The organism is Marinobacter sp., from assembly GCF_041595835.1.
Taxonomy (GTDB): domain Bacteria; phylum Pseudomonadota; class Gammaproteobacteria; order Pseudomonadales; family Oleiphilaceae; genus Marinobacter.
On the sequence record NZ_JBFHJO010000014.1, the window covers coordinates 1 to 15,805 of the forward strand.

A 15,805-nucleotide genomic window follows, 5' to 3' on the forward strand; every position below is an offset into this window, starting at 1 on the left:
CTGGTTGGCACCAACCTGCGGGACGATATCGCCATTGGCGCTGCGGGAAAGATAACCTCAGCCTTCAATATTGCACGAACTCTGGCGCTTGGGGCCGACTGGTGTAACTCTGCCCGAGGTTACATGTTCGCTCTTGGCTGCATTCAGGCTCTTAACTGCCACACCGGACGTTGCCCATCAGGAGTTGCCACCCAGGATCCTCGCCGTGGCGACAAGCTGGACGTTCCGCTGAAAAGCGAGCGGGTGTACAACTTCCACAGAAATACTCTGGACGCCTTGCAAAATCTGCTTGAAGCCTCCGGGCTGAATCATCCTTCTGAACTGGGGCCCGAACACATTGTGCGCAGGGTATCCAAAACCGAAGTACACTCTTATCTCGACCTATTCCCATTTCTGGAACCAGGCTCCTTGCTGGAAGGCAAAACCGGCCTGACGGTCTTCGACAAATATTGGGAAGGCGCGCAGCCGAACACCTTCGAGCCGCCGGAGTTCATTCTGAGACTGCGAGAAACCAAGTTGCGTTGATTCCCCGAAGAAAATCACCAGCCACCTGTTTATTTTTCTCGGGGGCTGGTGTAGACTTCGCTCCCGCTAAGCCACTGAGATAAACCTCTTTTCTTGGCGGCGAGCAGTTTACGGGGCGTAGCGCAGCTTGGTAGCGCACTTGCATGGGGTGCAAGGGGTCGTAGGTTCAAATCCTACCGTCCCGACCAGAATTCCCTACTCAAAGCCTGGATCGAAAGATCCGGGCTTTGTTGTTTCTGGCATTTACAGAGTAATCTGATAGCGGCGTTCTGGCCGGCCAACACTACCATAAGCGACTTCTGCAGTGAGCCTGCCTGCACCCACCATATATTCGAGGTAGCGCCTTGCTGTCGTACGCGAGGCACCGATGGCGTTGCCAACTTGTTCCGCACTCCAGTGTTCACCGTTACCGATTACATCCTGTATTTTTTCAAGCGTCAGCGCGTCAATACCCTTGGGAAGACGGCTGTTTGCTGTCAAGACGTCATCTTCCGAGCTTCTGGGAATTAACGCATCCACTTCATTCTGAACAAGCTGATCCAGGCCGGACAGGTGCTCAAGCCGGCTGCGAAAGCGGTTTACAGCCTCTTCCAGCCGCTCGAATACCAATGGCTTGAGAATGTAATCAAATACACCTCCTCGAAGGGCACTACGCAAGGTATCAACCTCTTTGGCCGCGGTAATCAGAATGACATCACTGCTGCTATCCCGAGCACGGAGCTCTCGCAATAAGTCCAGGCCACTGCCATCAGGGAAATACACATCCAACAGAATCAAGTCCGGCGCCATCACTTCAGCCAGATCACGGGCATCTGCAAGGGAGTGCGCGATACCGCAGAGTTCAACCTGGTCAAGTCTTTCGACAAACCTTCTCTGGATTTCCGCAATCTGGCGGTCGTCTTCAGCGATCAGCAGACGAATTGTGCTCAAGGCGTACTCCTGGCATCGGGAATCTTGGGTAAGTATAAAGTGAAACGACTACCGCTGCCGGCCAGGTTCTCCACTGTAATGGATCCGCCCCACCGATTCAGAAACTGGCGTACCAGATACAATCCATACCCGTGTTTTTTCTCTCCTGCGAGTTTACTGGTCACACCTTTCTCAAAGATCCTGTCTCGTTCGTCTTGATTGATTCCCGGCCCCTGATCATCCACCTCAAAAATCAGTTCGTGACCAAGATCTGTCATCGAGAGTGCAACATGACCACCTTCACCTGTGTGCCGGCGGGTTGCCTCAAGAGCATTATCAATCAAATTCCCCAAGACGCTGACGAGCTGGTCTCTGGGCAAATTATCAGGGATATCAGTCATCTGGCTATCCGGGTCAATATCCAGGTGCAGGCCCATTTCTTTAGCGCGATTGTATTTACCCAATAAACAGCCGGCAATCACAGGGTCTGGCACGGCAGCCAATAGTAAGTGAATAAGTGTCTGATGGTCACTCACCTCCCGGCCAATCAGGCTCAGAGCATCCGCGTGGGCGCCAATCTGAATCAGACCAGCGATGGTGTGCAGCTTATTTGAATATTCGTGGGTCTGACTTCGCAGAGTATCGGCATACTGTTGAATGCGTGTCAGTTGTTGACTGACATGATCTAACTCATCTCGCCGCCGGAAACTGGCTACAACACCAATGGTTTCATCACCTTGGCGAACTGGCAGCCGGTTAACCACCATTTGCCGGTTTCTGAGCCACACTTCACGGTCAAAATCCGGAATTCCAGACTCCAGCACCGAGAGCAAATCACTATCGGGTAAAACCTCCAGAATTGGTCGGCCGGCAACCGTGGCTCCCTCATCCAAACCTAGAGTTTCAAGAGCTGCCCGGTTAACTGTGGTGATAATTCCATCGCGGTTTATGGCAATAATGCCCTCGCGTACCGATTGAAGCGTGGCATTTCGCTCCTCGAATAATCGAGCAATTTCCTCGGGCTCCAGTCCAAAGATTTCGCGTTTAAAACGCCCCGCAATCACCACGGCCACCAGCATGCTGATCAACAGCATCAGGCCAACCACCCCGTAGAGAACAAAATTGTAGCGCTGAACGGTGGTGCTAACCTGCGACACACTATAACCCACTGAGACAATACCAATGATTTCTCCGGTTTCCGGCAACACCACAGGCGCCTTACCCCGCATGGTTTCACCCAGGTTTCCGACAGCCCTTGCCACATACCCCCGGCCACCAACCAATGCCTGGCGACCGTCATCGCCATCATCATCTGCCATCGACAACCCAACGAGCTCAGGCGATGGATGGGCAAGCCGGATAGCCTGATGATCACCGATCACAATAAAGAGAGCTTCATTGGTCGCCGCCAGCTTTTGGGCAAGTCGGTTCAACGCCACGGTATCTCGCTGCTGTATGCCTTCCACAACGGCCGGCGTCGCGGCAATCGTTTTCGACACCATTAATGCCCGCTGGCCAATCTCGTTGTATAGGGATTCGCTAAGGTAATAGCCAGCAAACCCTCCAATCAATGCAGTTTGAAAGGCACTAACAAATCCCAGCGTAAGGATCATTCGGGTTTTAAGTCTGGTTTTTCTCGCCACGGTCTATTCAGATTTTGTTGTCATTCAGGCGGTCAGATTAATGCACAAGCTGCCGTTTTACCCGTGAACTTTATGCACTAAATGGACTTTAGTTTTTTTAAAGGCAATACGCGCACAAGCTTTTTAGCAAGATAACCTCCTTTTAATCTACCTGACCGGCTCCCCCGGGGTACACACAACAACAATGGAAGGGTGACTATTCATGTTTATCAAACGAACTCTGAGTTTTGCCGCTGCAGCAGCTTTCAGCATGTCAGCCATGGCGTGGCAACCATCCGGTAAGGTTGAGTGCCTGGCTCCTGCTGACCCAGGAGGCGGCTGGGACTTTACCTGTCGCAGTGTTGGCAACGTCATGCAAACACTGAAGCTGGTTGAGGGCTCAGTCCAAACAGTCAATATGGCGGGTGCGGGTGGCGGTGTGGCGTACGCTCACACCGTCAGCAAACGGAATAAGGATGACAAACTTCTGGTGGCCGCTTCTACCGCGACCACCACTCGTTTGGCACAAAAGCAATTCCCCGGCCTTGATGCAGACATGGTGAAATGGGTCGGTGCACTGGGCGCGGATTATGGAATTATCGCCGTTGGTAAAAACTCCAAATATCAAAATCTGAATGAACTGTTTGAAGCCAGCAAACAAAACCCACGGGCGGTGAAGTTTTCCGGTGGTAGTGCGCGAGGCGGCTGGGATCACTTGAAAGTACTAATCGCGGCCAAAGCAGCTGGCGTAGATAAACTACCATCTATTCCCTACCTGTCGTACAACAACGGCGGCGAAGCCATGACCCAGGTGGTCGGTGGCCAAGTGGATGCTTTTACCGGTGATATTTCCGAAGCTACTGGTTTTATGGAATCCGGCGATTTGCGTGTGCTGGCAGTTCTTTCGGAAGAACGTCTGCCAGGCAAATACCACCATATTCCTACGGCCAGAGAACAAGGCATTGAAGCTTTGGGGCCAAACTGGCGTGGTTTCTACATGCCTAAAGGTGCCAGCGACGAAGCCAAAGAATACTGGGTTCGGGCTGTCGACACACTTTACGCCAGTGATGAATGGAAGCAGGTCATGAAGAGCAATGGCCTGATCCCATTCCATCCGGATGCCGATAAGTTTGAGAGTTTTGTTCATCAACAAGTACAGGAGATCACTGACCTGTCTCGTGAAATTGGTTTGATGAAATGAGCGGATTAAACGATCGCATTCTCGGCCTGGGCCTGTTGGTCCTGGCTGTAGCCTACGGTTGGGTCGCGCAGCAATGGCCTGAGCCATTCGGGGGTACTGAAGGCCTGGGGCCTGAGACATTCCCGACCATCTTGTCGGTGGTCTTAATTATCGGCAGCCTCTATCTGATGGTAAAGCCAGACCCCGACGCTCAGTGGCCCTGGGGAAAAACAGCCATTGAGCTTCTGGTTGCGGTCATCGTACTGGTGATCTATGCCGTCATACTGGAGCCCCTGGGCTTCGTGATTTCTACCACTTTGGTTGTGGGCACTTTGAGCTGGCGTATGGGAGCCTCACCGGGGAAAGCGTTTCTTACCGGATTGATCAGCGCTGTGGTGGTGTTCGGGTTATTTAACTATGGCCTGTCATTGAGCCTGCCGGCCGGCCTGCTGGAGATCAACTGATGGAAACACTCGGCTTTTTAATAGACGGCTTTGCCGTGGCCTTAACTCCGTACAACCTGATGTTTGCCCTTTTCGGCGCATTTATCGGCACGCTTATTGGCTGCTTGCCGGGTTTGGGGCCCGCCAATGGCGTGGCAATTCTGATTCCACTGGCGTTCAGTCTGGGTTTACCGCCAGAAACCTCAATGATCCTGCTTACCTCCGTGTACGCGGGCGCCATGTATGGTGGCCGGATTTCTTCAATCTTGCTCAACATACCTGGCGACGAACCGGCCATGATGACCTGCCTGGATGGTTACCCCATGGCACAAAAAGGCCGGGCGGCAGATGCCCTGGCAATCTCTGCAATTGCGTCATTTTCAGGAGGTTTGATCGGTACCATTGGGCTGATCATGCTGGCACCCGTATTGGCAAAGTTTGCTCTGACGTTCGGACCTGCGGAATATTTTGCTCTGTTCATTCTGGCGTTTGCCACCTTGGGTGGCATTACCGGCAAAAACCCAATGAAAACCGTGATTGCAGCATCACTTGGCATCATGATTTCAACGGTAGGCATCGATATCTCAACCGGCACACAGCGTTACACTTTTGGTGTTCTGGAGCTGTATGAAGGCATTGATTTCATTCTTGCGATAGTTGGTCTGTTTGCCATTTCTGAGCTGCTCTTTTTTGTAGAATCCCGCATCGGCAGCGGCCACAAAAAAGTAAATGTTGGTAAATTAACACTGACCTTCAAAGAGTTGATAAGCACTATTCCAACGCAACTACGCGGCGGTATTCTGGGGTTTATTGCAGGTGTTCTTCCCGGTGCTGGCGCCTCTTTGGGCAGTTTTATCAGCTACACACTGGAAAAACGGGTTATTGGTAAACGAGGTTCCTTTGGTGAAGGCGACATCCGTGGGGTCGTTGCTCCGGAAGCCGGAAACAATGGGGCTGCGTCCGGCGCATTAGTACCAATGCTGACCCTGGGCGTTCCTGGCAGCGGCACCACTGCCGTCCTGCTGGCTATGCTGATCTCGCTGAACATTACTCCAGGCCCATTGATGTTCACCCAGAATGCAGACATCGTTTGGGGTGTTATTGCCGCATTGTTGATCGGTAACGTACTGCTTCTGTTGTTGAACATTCCCATGATTGGGGTGTTTGTAAAGCTGCTGTCCATACCTCCGATGTTCCTGCTTCCGATTGTCACGATGGTTGCGTTTGTGGGTATCTATTCTATTAGCAACAGCACTTTCGACCTCTATTTCATGGTGGCATTCGGGGTAGCGGGGTATTTCCTGCGCAAACTGGAGATCCCCCTCGTTCCGATCATTCTCGGCTTACTGTTAGGGCCGGAGATGGAGAAAAATCTGGGACATGCTCTGATTCTGTCAGATGGTGACTGGAGCACTCTATGGGGCAGCCCGCTGGCTCTGGGGCTCTGGGCAGTTGCAGGATTGGGCCTGGCGTTGCCGGTTATCGTTGGCCCTCTCCTGAGACGTCGCATGAGGTCTGCACTCAAGGAAGGGCCGATTAGCGACTAACCAGCGCTTCAACTCTTTACTGATGGTCAGCCAGCAGCTTTGCCCCTCTGCGATGGCTAGCAGGGGGCAATCCCCGGGGCCTGGCCCCGGGGTTACCTCTTACTCAGCCGAGGCAATAAGGCTAGCGTTACCACCGGCAGCAGTGGTGTCAATGCACAGGTGTCGCTCAATCACATAACGCTGATCCAGCTTATGCTCATCGATGATGGGCAACAGGGCACCATCACGGACAGCCAGAGCTTGGCGGTAACGTTTCAGTAAGGACTTCTCCGCCACACTGACGACCGCGGCATAACCGTCCAGCTGGATCAAAGCCTCAGGCTCCAGTAAGCCGTCACAGGCGGCCACAGGAAGGCCAGCCCTGACGGCTTGCGCCATGGCTTTTTCCACACCCGGAGCAACAACAACAACCTTATTGCCCTGGGATAATGCCACTCCTGCCTGCTCCACTGCTGATTCAGTGTCCGGCCCCAGGCACAACACAACTCCACGAGCATGGCAGGACAAGTGATTCTGCTCCCCTGTCGGCCCGGGCATTTCCGCATACCCGGCATCCAGCGGAGCCGGAACATCACCAAAGAACGGTTTCAGAACCTGCTGCCGCCCTTCTGGTGCCGGCACATCAAGCCGGGCCAACTGATCAATGAGCTTCTGCACCTTTTGTGCGGTGACCGCTTTACCGTCGCCTGCAGGCACCTCCGTTACATTTCCCTTAAGGAAACGCCGCACATACTGCGGACCACCGGCTTTCGGGCCGGTCCCGGACAGCCCTTCACCCCCGAACGGCTGGGAGCCTACAATTGCACCAATCTGGTTACGGTTAACATATGTGTTACCAACTTTGATCCGGCTCGAAATGTGCTCAATACGACGATCTACACGACTATGGATACCAAAGGTCAGGCCATACCCCTTGGCATTAATGGCGTCCACTACCTTGTCGATATCCTTAGCTTCGAAGGTTGCTACATGCAACACCGGGCCAAAGATTTCTTCTTCCATTTCCTCAATACCGCTCACCTTCAAAACCACAGGAGAGACGAACAGACCTTTTTTCGGCACGGGCAATTTCTTGAGCAACTTACCCTGCTTTTCAAACTTAGCGCAGTGATCGTTAATCTTCTTGCGGGACTCTTCATCAATCACTGGCCCTACATCAGTAGACAAATTCCAGGGGTCACCAATGCCCAGTTCTTCCATCGCTCCAAAGAGCATTTCCAACAGGTTGTCGGCAATATCTTCCTGCACATACAGCATACGCAAAGCCGAACAACGCTGACCGGCACTCTGGAACGAGGAGGCCAGAACATCCCGCACTACCTGTTCCGGCAACGCGGTGGAATCCACAATCATGGCATTCAGTCCGCCGGTTTCTGCAACCAGAGGCGCATCCGGGGCCAGGTTTTCAGTCATTGCTTTATTAATCAGCCTGGCGGTATCAGTACCACCAGTGAAACATACGCCATCGACTCTGGAATCTGACGTTAACGCAGCTCCGACAGTACCACCGTCACCCGGTAGCAGCTGAATCACTTCTTTCGGAATACCCGCCTCATGCATTAACTCAACAGCCCGAACCGCAAGCAATGACGTCTGCTCCGCTGGTTTTGCTACGACCGCATTACCGGCAGCCAGGTTTGCCAGAACCTGGCCAGTAAAAATGGCCAGTGGGAAGTTCCAGGGCGAGATACAGCAAATCACGCCACGGGCCTGCCCTGCATCCTTGTAGCGAATGCCTTCATTGGCATAGAACATGGCAAAATCGACTGCCTCGCGCACTTCTGCTACCGCATCCAGCAGAGATTTCCCTGCTTCCCGTGTTGTCAGAGCAAACAACTCATCGACATTCGCTTCGTACAGGTCACCGACCTTACGAATTAATTCTGCACGCTGTTCAGCAGGCATGGCAGACCAATGGTTGAAACCGTTCTTTGCTGCATCCAGGGCCGCGCTCACATCCGCTTTCGAAGCGAAAGTAATCTGACCAACCAGATCGTCCGGGTCAGCCGGATTACGAACATCTATGGTTTCGCCTTCGGCGGCAGGAACTGACATAACCGGCCCTCCCTGCCACTGGTGTTTTCTATAACGGCCACGGCCTTCGTTGAGTTCTGCCACCGTTACGGGATCGGTCAGATCCCAACCTTTCGAGTTACGGCGCTGATCACCGAAAATTTTGCCAGGTGGCACAATGACTTTGCTGGACAGGTCTTGCCCCAAAGCATTGACGACTTCAATCGGATCTCTGGCGATTTCTTCTGGGGTGATACTGGTATCGACAATCTGGTTTACAAATGAGCTATTGGCACCGTTTTCCAACAAGCGACGAACCAGATAAGCCAGCAAATCTTTATGGGCACCAACGGGAGCATATATACGACAAGGCACTTTACTGTCTCGCAGAACCTGATCGTGCAAGGACTCGCCCATTCCGTGCAGACGCTGAAACTCAAACTGATCACGGCCCAGATCTTTTGCCATTTCCAACACGGCAGAAACAGAGTGCGCGTTATGGGTTGCAAACTGAGGGTAAATTCGGTCGGTCATACCCAGCAACTGGTGGGCGCAGGACAAATAGGAAACGTCACTACAGGCCTTGCGGGTAAAGACAGGGAAGCCTTCAAGCCCCATCACCTGGGCCCGTTTAATCTCAGCATCCCAGTAGGCGCCTTTTACAAGACGCACCATAATACGACGATTATGTTTTGCCGATAATGCATACAACCAGTCCAAAGCATAGGATGCTCGCTTCGCAAAGGCCTGGACCACTACACCAAAGCCATCCCAGCCATCCAGAGCCGGGTCTGAAAAGATAGCTTCAATCACATCCAGCGACAGGTCCAGCCGATCTTGTTCTTCAGCATCAATGTTAAAACCCATGTTAGCCGCGGCAGCCTTTTTCGCCAGTTCCAGTGCCCGGGGCACCAACTCGTTCATGACTCGATCTTTCTGGCCGTACTCATACCGGGCAAGCAATGCTGACAGCTTCACTGAAATACCGGGGTTGGTCCGTACATCCCCTTCACAACGTTTGCTGATGCTTTCGATAGCACTCAGATACGCCTGGAAATAACGTTCGGCATCCGCATCCGTTCGGGCAGCTTCACCCAACATGTCATAGGAATAGGTGTATCCCTGCGCTTCCTGATCCTGACCATTCTTCTGAGCTTCTTCAATATTTCGGCCCAAGACGAACTGCCGCCCCATTTCCTTCATGGCCTGGCCTGCAGCGACTCGAACAACGGGCTCACCAAGACGCTTGACCATACCTTTCAGGGTGACACCAACACTCTCGCGCTCTGAATCCTTGAGCAAATTGCTTGTCATCAGCAGGGCCAGGGTAGCCGAGTTAATCAACCCGGATTTAGCTTTGCCTACGTGGGCCCCCCAATTACCAGAGGTGATTTTGTCTTCAATCAGATCCTGAATGGTGAGGTTGTCAGGCACGCGAAGCAGCGCCTCAGCAAGACACATCAACGCCACGCCTTCTTTGGTGGTCAAACCATATTCAGCCAGGAACTTTTCCATAACGGTGGGCCTGGCATTTTCTCGGACACTGCGAACCAGCTCCGCCGCTCGCGCTGAAATCGCCTTGCGGGTATCTTCAGACAACTGAGCCTGCTCAATCAGCCGGTGAATCACTTCATACTCATCCGCCAGATAGTTAGTACGAATAGCCTGACGAATGTCGTGGAGCTCTAGTACCTCGGATTGCTGCAGACTCATGGGGATGCCTCCTGATTATTGGAATACTGACCGCATTGTAGCGAAGGCGATGAATGCTATTTTCCTATTCAAGCCTTGAATGCATCTCTGATCGCCTTTATTTTCAGCTCATAAATTACCCAGACGACTACATTTCTCGTAAACTTAGTGAAAATCTCTTTTTTCGCCCAAGCAGGCACCTTCCCTTAAGGATAGCAGTCATGTCGGACCTGGACAGAATTGACCACGCCATCATCCGTGAACTTCAGAAAAACGGGCGGATAACCGTGACTGACCTGGCTTCCAGAGTCGGTTTATCAAAAACACCGTGTCAGGTACGCATGCGCAGACTGGAGGTACAGGGCTATATCACGGGTTATTCCGCCATGGTCAACCAGACCAAGCTGGGGCACTCCCATGTGGCGTTTGCACAGGTAACATTGAACGATACCTCCAGTAAGTCACTGGCGGCGTTCAATGAAGCGGTGAAGCAAATATCAGCGATCGAGCAGTGCCACATGATGGCAGCGAATTTTGATTACCTGCTTAAAATCCGTACCCGGAATATGGCAGAGTACCGCCAAGTGCTGGGAGAGCAGATATCCAGCCTGCCCCATGTGCTGCAGACCAGCACCTTTGTAGTGATGGAAAACGTCAAAGACCGAGGGCAATAAGATGCGAATTGTAATTACGCCAGACTCCTTCAAGGAGTGCCTGTCTGCGAAAGAAGTCGCATCGGCAATCGCTCGTGGATGGCGCAAAGCTGCCCCCGGGGATGACATCATGGAAATACCCCTTGCTGATGGAGGCGAAGGCACCACGGCAACACTGACAGATGCTTTGGGCGGGCAGCTACATACCGTGTCAGTTGCTGGCCCTTTGGGCGAACTGATTGAAGCCCGTTTTGGCCTGGTCAATAACGGCGAAACCGCAATCATCGAAGTAGCAGAAGCCAGCGGCCTGCATTGTGTGCCCGCCGAAGCCCGGAATGCGCTCCAGGCATCCAGCCGGGGAACCGGAGAATTGATTCTGGCTGCTCTGGAACATCGGCCGAAAAAACTGATTATGGGGCTGGGAGGAAGTGCCACGACAGACGGCGGAGCTGGCATATTGCAAGCCCTTGGAGCCAGATTACTGGATGGTCAGGGGCATGATATCGGGCCTGGAGGTGCCGGCCTGGCACAGCTTGCTAAAGCCGACCTTGAACCTGCTATCCATCGACTTAACGGCATTGAGTTGATAGTTGCCTGTGACGTCACCAATCCATTGCTGGGCCCGGAAGGAGCAGCAGCGGTTTTTGGACCACAGAAAGGCGCCAATAGCGCAGAAGTTCGCCAACTGGACACCAACCTGGCGCATTTTGCAGAATTGGCTCAAAAGCAGGGGCTGGATATTGCCAGCTTTCCCGGCAGTGGCGCCGCCGGCGGCATTGGCGGTATGGTCAAGGGCATTCTTGGTGCCCAGCTTCAGCCCGGCATAGAACTGATCATGGAAGCGGTAAAACTGGCGCAACATATCCGCAACGCTGATCTGGTGATTACTGCTGAGGGGGCGATTGATGCCCAAAGTGCCTTTGGTAAAACCCCAGCCGGAGTTTCCCGGCTTGCACAATCCTGCGGTGTCCCGGTCATTGGGCTGTGCGGAAAATTAGGGGCTGAGCTGGCTCCGCTCCATGATGCCGGGTTAACAGCGGCTTTTTCGATCACCCCCGCCCCCATCACGCTTTCTGAAGCCTATGCCCAGGCAGACGCCAACCTGGAGCATTCCGCAGAGCAGCTAGCCCACCTGATACATAGTTTCTCACACCAGTGACACAGTATTCAGCAACCCGGTGAGCTCAACCCTGCCTCGGGCCAGGCGAACCTGGCCCCGGCGCTCAAGCTCCTTCAGCAAACGACTGACGACTTCCCGAGCCGTTCCCAATTCTACAGCCAGCTCCTGGTGGGTAATGCTCAGTACTTTCTGGCCATCGACAGCTCTGGCCTGAAGCCACTCCTCCAGCCGCGCATCCATCCGGTGAAACGCCACTTCTTCTACCAGCAGCATCAGATCATCAAGACGACGACCGTAGGATTCCATAATCCCCAGCCGGAATTCTGCAGACTGATCCATCAGCCGATCAAACAATCCGCGGGGGATAATGGCGGCTTCGGCCTCATTTTCAACAATGGCCTCTGCCCGGTATCCTCGGCCCGTCATCAAGCAACCAATGGACAGAGTACAGATATCGTCAGCCCCCATGCGGTAGAGCACGATACTATGGCCAGAGACTCCCGTCATCTGTACCTTGATGCTGCCAGCCAACACCAGAGGCAGTCCCCGGCAATGTTCACCTGCACTGAACAACACCTGCCCGGGTGGGAAACGCATAGTCTGAAGCCCCTTCAGGGCGTCTTTACGCAGAGAATCGGTAAGCGTGTCGAGAATACTGTGCCTGGCCATCCAGCAGTGCCTTGTATGGAAAGTTATTTGCCTGTGTGACTTTATCACTGAACGTGGTCAGTCGCAGGCCTATAGTCTGATCATCATCAAAGGTTTCACAGGAGAAGCAAAATGACAGTAAATATGGGTTCCGCTGATCGTATTATTCGTGCCGTCGTGGGTATTGTCCTGCTGGCCCTGGTCTTTGTTGGCCCTCAGACACCCTGGGGCTGGATTGGCATTGTGCCTCTGGCAACCGCACTGATTGGAAACTGTCCTGCCTACTCGTTGTTTGGCATCAAAACCTGCAAAACCAAGTAACCGGTAATCAGGTTTTCTGAATACAGAAAGGCCGGAGTGTTTCAACACTCCGGCCTTTCTTTGGATCTGCCTGCCTGAAATGTCGCTGTTAGTTAGCGAGCGGGCGTATTCAGTACGTCCAGAACTTCTTCCAGCTCGGTAATCATCTGCCGAATCAACTGCTTGTATTGCGATGTATCGTCTTTGGCCTCAGTACTGCTTAGCTTCTGCTTAGCGCCACCAATGGTGTAGCCCTGATCATATAACAAGCTGCGAATCTGGCGAATGGTGATAACATCCGCGCGCTGGTAATAACGACGGTTACCCCGACGTTTCACTGGCGAAAGTTGCGGAAATTCCTGCTCCCAATACCTTAAAACATGTGCCTTAACAGCACACAGCTCAGCTACCTCACCGATTGTGAAATAGCGCTTCCCGGGGATTACAGGAAGTTCGTTGTTATGACTCGGTTCCAGCATACGCTTCTACTTTCTGTTTCAATTTTTGACCCGGTCGAAACGTAACTACGCGTCGTGCACTGATAGGGATCTCTTCACCCGTTTTAGGGTTGCGCCCCGGCCGTTGTTTCTTATCCCGGAGATCGAAGTTGCCGAACCCCGACAACTTCACTTGCTCGTTATGGCTCAGAGCACCTCTGATTTCATCGAAGAAAGCTTCTACCATTTCCTTGGCTTCCCGCTTGTTCAGACCTAACTCTTCGTACAAGCGCTCTGCCATATCCGCTTTCGTCAAAGCTGCCATTCGTCAACTCCTCAGTGTTGCCCCCAGCTCTTCTTTCAGGGACTCGATAACCCCGTTAAAGAGCGAATGCACTTCGTCTTCATTCAACGTGCGTTCAGGATGCTGCCAGAACAGACTGAGCGCCAGGCTGCGATTGCCTTCACCCAGGCTTTCTCCTTCATAAACATCAAACACACGCAAGTCTGTCAGGTGCTCGCCCGCATGTTTACGAGCCACTTGCTCAACCTGAGCGAACGCCACCTCGTTTCCAATAATGATAGCCAAATCCCGTCGAACTTCCGGAAATTTTGAAACATCTTTGAAATTAGGCACATATCCGGTAACGATCGAATTCAAGAATAGCTCAAACATCAGAATCGTGCCATTAAGTTCAAGATTTTTCTGAACTTGTGGATGCAAGGTTCCCAACCAGCCCACACTTTCGCCATCCCGCAAGAGCTCTGCTGTCTGGCCTGGGTGTAAAGCCGGGTGCTGGCTCGCCCGGAACTGGATCTCAATACCCAGCAACTGGAACAGGCTCTGCAACTCTCCTTTTACATCAAAGAAATCAGCTGTTCTGCGACCGTTTACCCAGTTTTCAGCGGTCTGGTTACCTACCACCACACCCGCAAGCATCGGCTGCTGGTCGATTTCATCGCCTTGTTTCACAAAACGAAGACCAGTTTCAAACAGGCGGATACGCGATTGTTGGCGGTTCTGGTTATGAAGCACGGTTTTCAACAAGCCGCTCCACAATGTCGTACGCATAACCGACAAATCGGCAGAAATCGGATTCGCCAAGGCGATACCTTCACGCTCCGGATTAATCAGTTGCTGAACCTTAGGGTCGACAAAGCTATAGGTAATTGCTTCGTGATAACCTTGAGCCACAAAGAAATTACGAACAGCCGATAACGGTCGAACAGCTTCTTCACGAACACTCAACCCCAACGACCCCGTAGGCGCTGTCACGGGAAGATTGTTATAGCCGAATATACGCCCCACTTCTTCAATCAGGTCTTCTTCAATCGAGATATCCGGGCGGAAGCTAGGCACACTGATGCGCCAGCCGTCTTTCAAAAGCTTTTCAACGCGCAAACCAAGACGGGAAAGGATTTCTTCGACCGTCGTACGATCAATCGTCAGACCAAGCACGTCCGCCAAGCGTTTTTCACGCAGATCCACCATCCTGGCTTCAGGCAAGTCTTCCCAGCTAACAACTTCAACAATCTCGCCAGGCTCACCCCCAACGATATCCATGAGCAAGCGAGTAGCCCGCTCCATGGCGTCGCGAGCCAGCTCATAATCAACACCACGCTCAAAACGGTGCGAGGCATCGGTATGCAAACCATAGTGACGAGCCTTTCCAGCCAGAGTGATCGGATCGAAGTACGCTGACTCCAATACCAGGTCTCGCGTTTTTTCACTCACACCGGAATGCTCACCCCCCATAACACCGGCGATAGCAATCGGCTTGTCGTGATCAGCAATCACCAGGGTTTCAGCCGTCAGTTCTACTTCCTGGCCATCCAGAAGCACCAGTTTTTCACCCGCTTTCGCATTGCGAACCACAATACCGCCGGCAATTTCTTCCCGGTCAAAGGCATGCATCGGCTGGCCAAGCTCCAGCATTACGTAATTGGTTACATCAACGGCAGCGTCAATAGAACGAATACCAGAGCGGCGAAGTTTTTCCTGCATCCACAATGGTGTTTCAGCTTTCAGGTTTACATTGCGCAAGATGCGGCCAAGGTAACGGGGACAGCCTTCTGGAGCCTCAACCCGAATAGCAGGAACCTCAGAATGAACCGCCTCAACCGGTTCAATTTCCGGGGCATTCACCAGCAAACTGTTCAGCACCCCCACTTCTCGAGCTAACCCTTTAATAGAAAGACAGTCGGCGCGGTTCGGCGTGAGGTCCACATCAATCGCAATATCATTAAGCTTCAGGTAGTCCACCATGCTCTGACCAACAGGAGCATCGGCCGGCAATTCCATCAGACCATCATGATTCTCTGAGATGGCAAGCTCGGATTCAGAACAAAGCATACCTTCAGAAGGCTGGCCACGCAGCTTGGCCTTCTTGATCTTGAAGTTTCCTGGCAGCACAGCACCCAAAACAGCGAAAGGTACTTTCAGGCCCTCACGTACATTGGGGGCACCACAAACCACCTGAACGGTCTGGGAGCCATCGCTGACCTGGCAAACCCTCAGTTTGTCCGCATCCGGATGCGGCTCAACGGCGAGAACCTCACCGACAACCACACCAGTAAATTCGCCAGCCACCGGCTCAAAGCCGTCTACTTCCAGGCCGGCCATTGTGATCTGATCCATCAATGCCTGAGAATCAATGCTTGGATTAACCCACTCACGCAGCCACTGTTCACTGAATTTCATTGTTCTAGCCTTGTC

General features: G+C 52.8%; 14 protein-coding genes and 1 tRNA gene. 8 read left to right on the forward strand and 7 right to left on the reverse strand.

What is annotated here, in order from left to right; translation table 11 throughout:
- Positions 1-525 (forward strand): glutamate synthase-related protein (locus ABYA77_RS06980; RefSeq protein WP_372965237.1); only part of this gene is annotated, 525 nt, incomplete at its 5' end.
- A gap of 111 nt (positions 526-636) precedes the next feature.
- Positions 637-713: transfer RNA gene (locus tag ABYA77_RS06985), tRNA-Pro, on the forward strand.
- Positions 714-768: 55 nt separating this feature from the next.
- Here the strand turns inward: ABYA77_RS06985 and ABYA77_RS06990 are convergent.
- The gene (locus ABYA77_RS06990) at positions 769-1,455 is read right to left on the reverse strand and encodes a response regulator (RefSeq protein WP_372965238.1); all 687 of its coding nucleotides are present in this window, start codon (positions 1,453-1,455) and stop codon (positions 769-771) included.
- The gene (locus tag ABYA77_RS06995; protein ID WP_372965287.1) at positions 1,452-3,047 is read right to left on the reverse strand and encodes an ATP-binding protein; all 1,596 of its coding nucleotides are present in this window, start codon (positions 3,045-3,047) and stop codon (positions 1,452-1,454) included. The genes ABYA77_RS06990 and ABYA77_RS06995 overlap by 4 nt, the downstream gene beginning before the upstream one ends.
- Before the next feature lie 232 nt (positions 3,048-3,279).
- Here ABYA77_RS06995 and ABYA77_RS07000 point away from each other — a divergent pair, with 232 nt between their 5' ends.
- Genes ABYA77_RS07000 through ABYA77_RS07010 form a run of 3 tightly spaced genes read left to right on the forward strand, consistent with a single transcriptional unit; the run spans position 3,280 to position 6,226 of the window.
- Positions 3,280-4,257 (forward strand): Bug family tripartite tricarboxylate transporter substrate binding protein, encoded by a 978-nt coding sequence (locus tag ABYA77_RS07000; protein ID WP_372965239.1) that lies wholly within the window; start codon positions 3,280-3,282, stop codon positions 4,255-4,257.
- Positions 4,254-4,700 (forward strand): tripartite tricarboxylate transporter TctB family protein, encoded by a 447-nt coding sequence (locus tag ABYA77_RS07005; protein WP_372965240.1) that lies wholly within the window; start codon positions 4,254-4,256, stop codon positions 4,698-4,700. The genes ABYA77_RS07000 and ABYA77_RS07005 overlap by 4 nt, the downstream gene beginning before the upstream one ends.
- Positions 4,700-6,226: a tripartite tricarboxylate transporter permease gene (locus ABYA77_RS07010; protein ID WP_372965241.1), complete on the forward strand. Its 1,527-nt coding sequence runs from the start codon at positions 4,700-4,702 to the stop codon at positions 6,224-6,226. The genes ABYA77_RS07005 and ABYA77_RS07010 overlap by 1 nt, the downstream gene beginning before the upstream one ends.
- Positions 6,227-6,325: 99 nt before the next feature.
- Here ABYA77_RS07010 and putA read toward each other — a convergent pair whose 3' ends face one another.
- Positions 6,326-9,952 (reverse strand): bifunctional proline dehydrogenase/L-glutamate gamma-semialdehyde dehydrogenase PutA, encoded by a 3,627-nt coding sequence (gene putA / locus ABYA77_RS07015; RefSeq protein WP_372965242.1) that lies wholly within the window; start codon positions 9,950-9,952, stop codon positions 6,326-6,328.
- Between the two features lie 200 nt (positions 9,953-10,152).
- On the opposite strand from putA, the gene ABYA77_RS07020 reads away from it, so the two are divergent.
- Both ABYA77_RS07020 and ABYA77_RS07025 read left to right on the forward strand, forming a co-directional pair.
- On the forward strand, positions 10,153-10,605 hold the full coding sequence (locus ABYA77_RS07020) for an Lrp/AsnC ligand binding domain-containing protein (protein ID WP_372965243.1): 453 nt from the start codon (positions 10,153-10,155) through the stop codon (positions 10,603-10,605).
- Between the two features lies 1 nt (position 10,606).
- Positions 10,607-11,743, forward strand: coding sequence for a glycerate kinase (locus tag ABYA77_RS07025; RefSeq protein ID WP_372965244.1), 1,137 nt, complete (start codon positions 10,607-10,609; stop codon positions 11,741-11,743).
- Here ABYA77_RS07025 and ABYA77_RS07030 read toward each other — a convergent pair.
- Positions 11,732-12,373 (reverse strand): Crp/Fnr family transcriptional regulator, encoded by a 642-nt coding sequence (locus tag ABYA77_RS07030; protein ID WP_372965245.1) that lies wholly within the window; start codon positions 12,371-12,373, stop codon positions 11,732-11,734. The genes ABYA77_RS07025 and ABYA77_RS07030 overlap by 12 nt on opposite strands.
- Positions 12,374-12,484: 111 nt before the next feature.
- Here ABYA77_RS07030 and ABYA77_RS07035 point away from each other — a divergent pair, with 111 nt between their 5' ends.
- On the forward strand, positions 12,485-12,673 hold the full coding sequence (locus ABYA77_RS07035; RefSeq protein ID WP_372965246.1) for a DUF2892 domain-containing protein: 189 nt from the start codon (positions 12,485-12,487) through the stop codon (positions 12,671-12,673).
- Positions 12,674-12,765: 92 nt separating this feature from the next.
- Here ABYA77_RS07035 and ABYA77_RS07040 read toward each other — a convergent pair whose 3' ends face one another.
- The 3 genes from ABYA77_RS07040 to pheT are packed head-to-tail and all read right to left on the reverse strand — an operon-like array spanning position 12,766 to position 15,790.
- Positions 12,766-13,131 carry a MerR family transcriptional regulator gene (locus ABYA77_RS07040; RefSeq protein ID WP_372965247.1) on the reverse strand — a complete coding sequence of 122 codons (366 nt, stop codon included), beginning with the start codon at positions 13,129-13,131 and terminating at the stop codon, positions 12,766-12,768.
- On the reverse strand, positions 13,112-13,414 hold the full coding sequence (gene ihfA / locus ABYA77_RS07045; protein ID WP_044386556.1) for an integration host factor subunit alpha: 303 nt from the start codon (positions 13,412-13,414) through the stop codon (positions 13,112-13,114). Before ihfA ends, ABYA77_RS07040 begins: the two co-directional genes overlap by 20 nt.
- A gap of 3 nt (positions 13,415-13,417) precedes the next feature.
- Positions 13,418-15,790, reverse strand: coding sequence for a phenylalanine--tRNA ligase subunit beta (pheT, locus tag ABYA77_RS07050; RefSeq protein WP_372965248.1), 2,373 nt, complete (start codon positions 15,788-15,790; stop codon positions 13,418-13,420).
- Positions 15,791-15,805 lie beyond the last annotated feature (15 nt).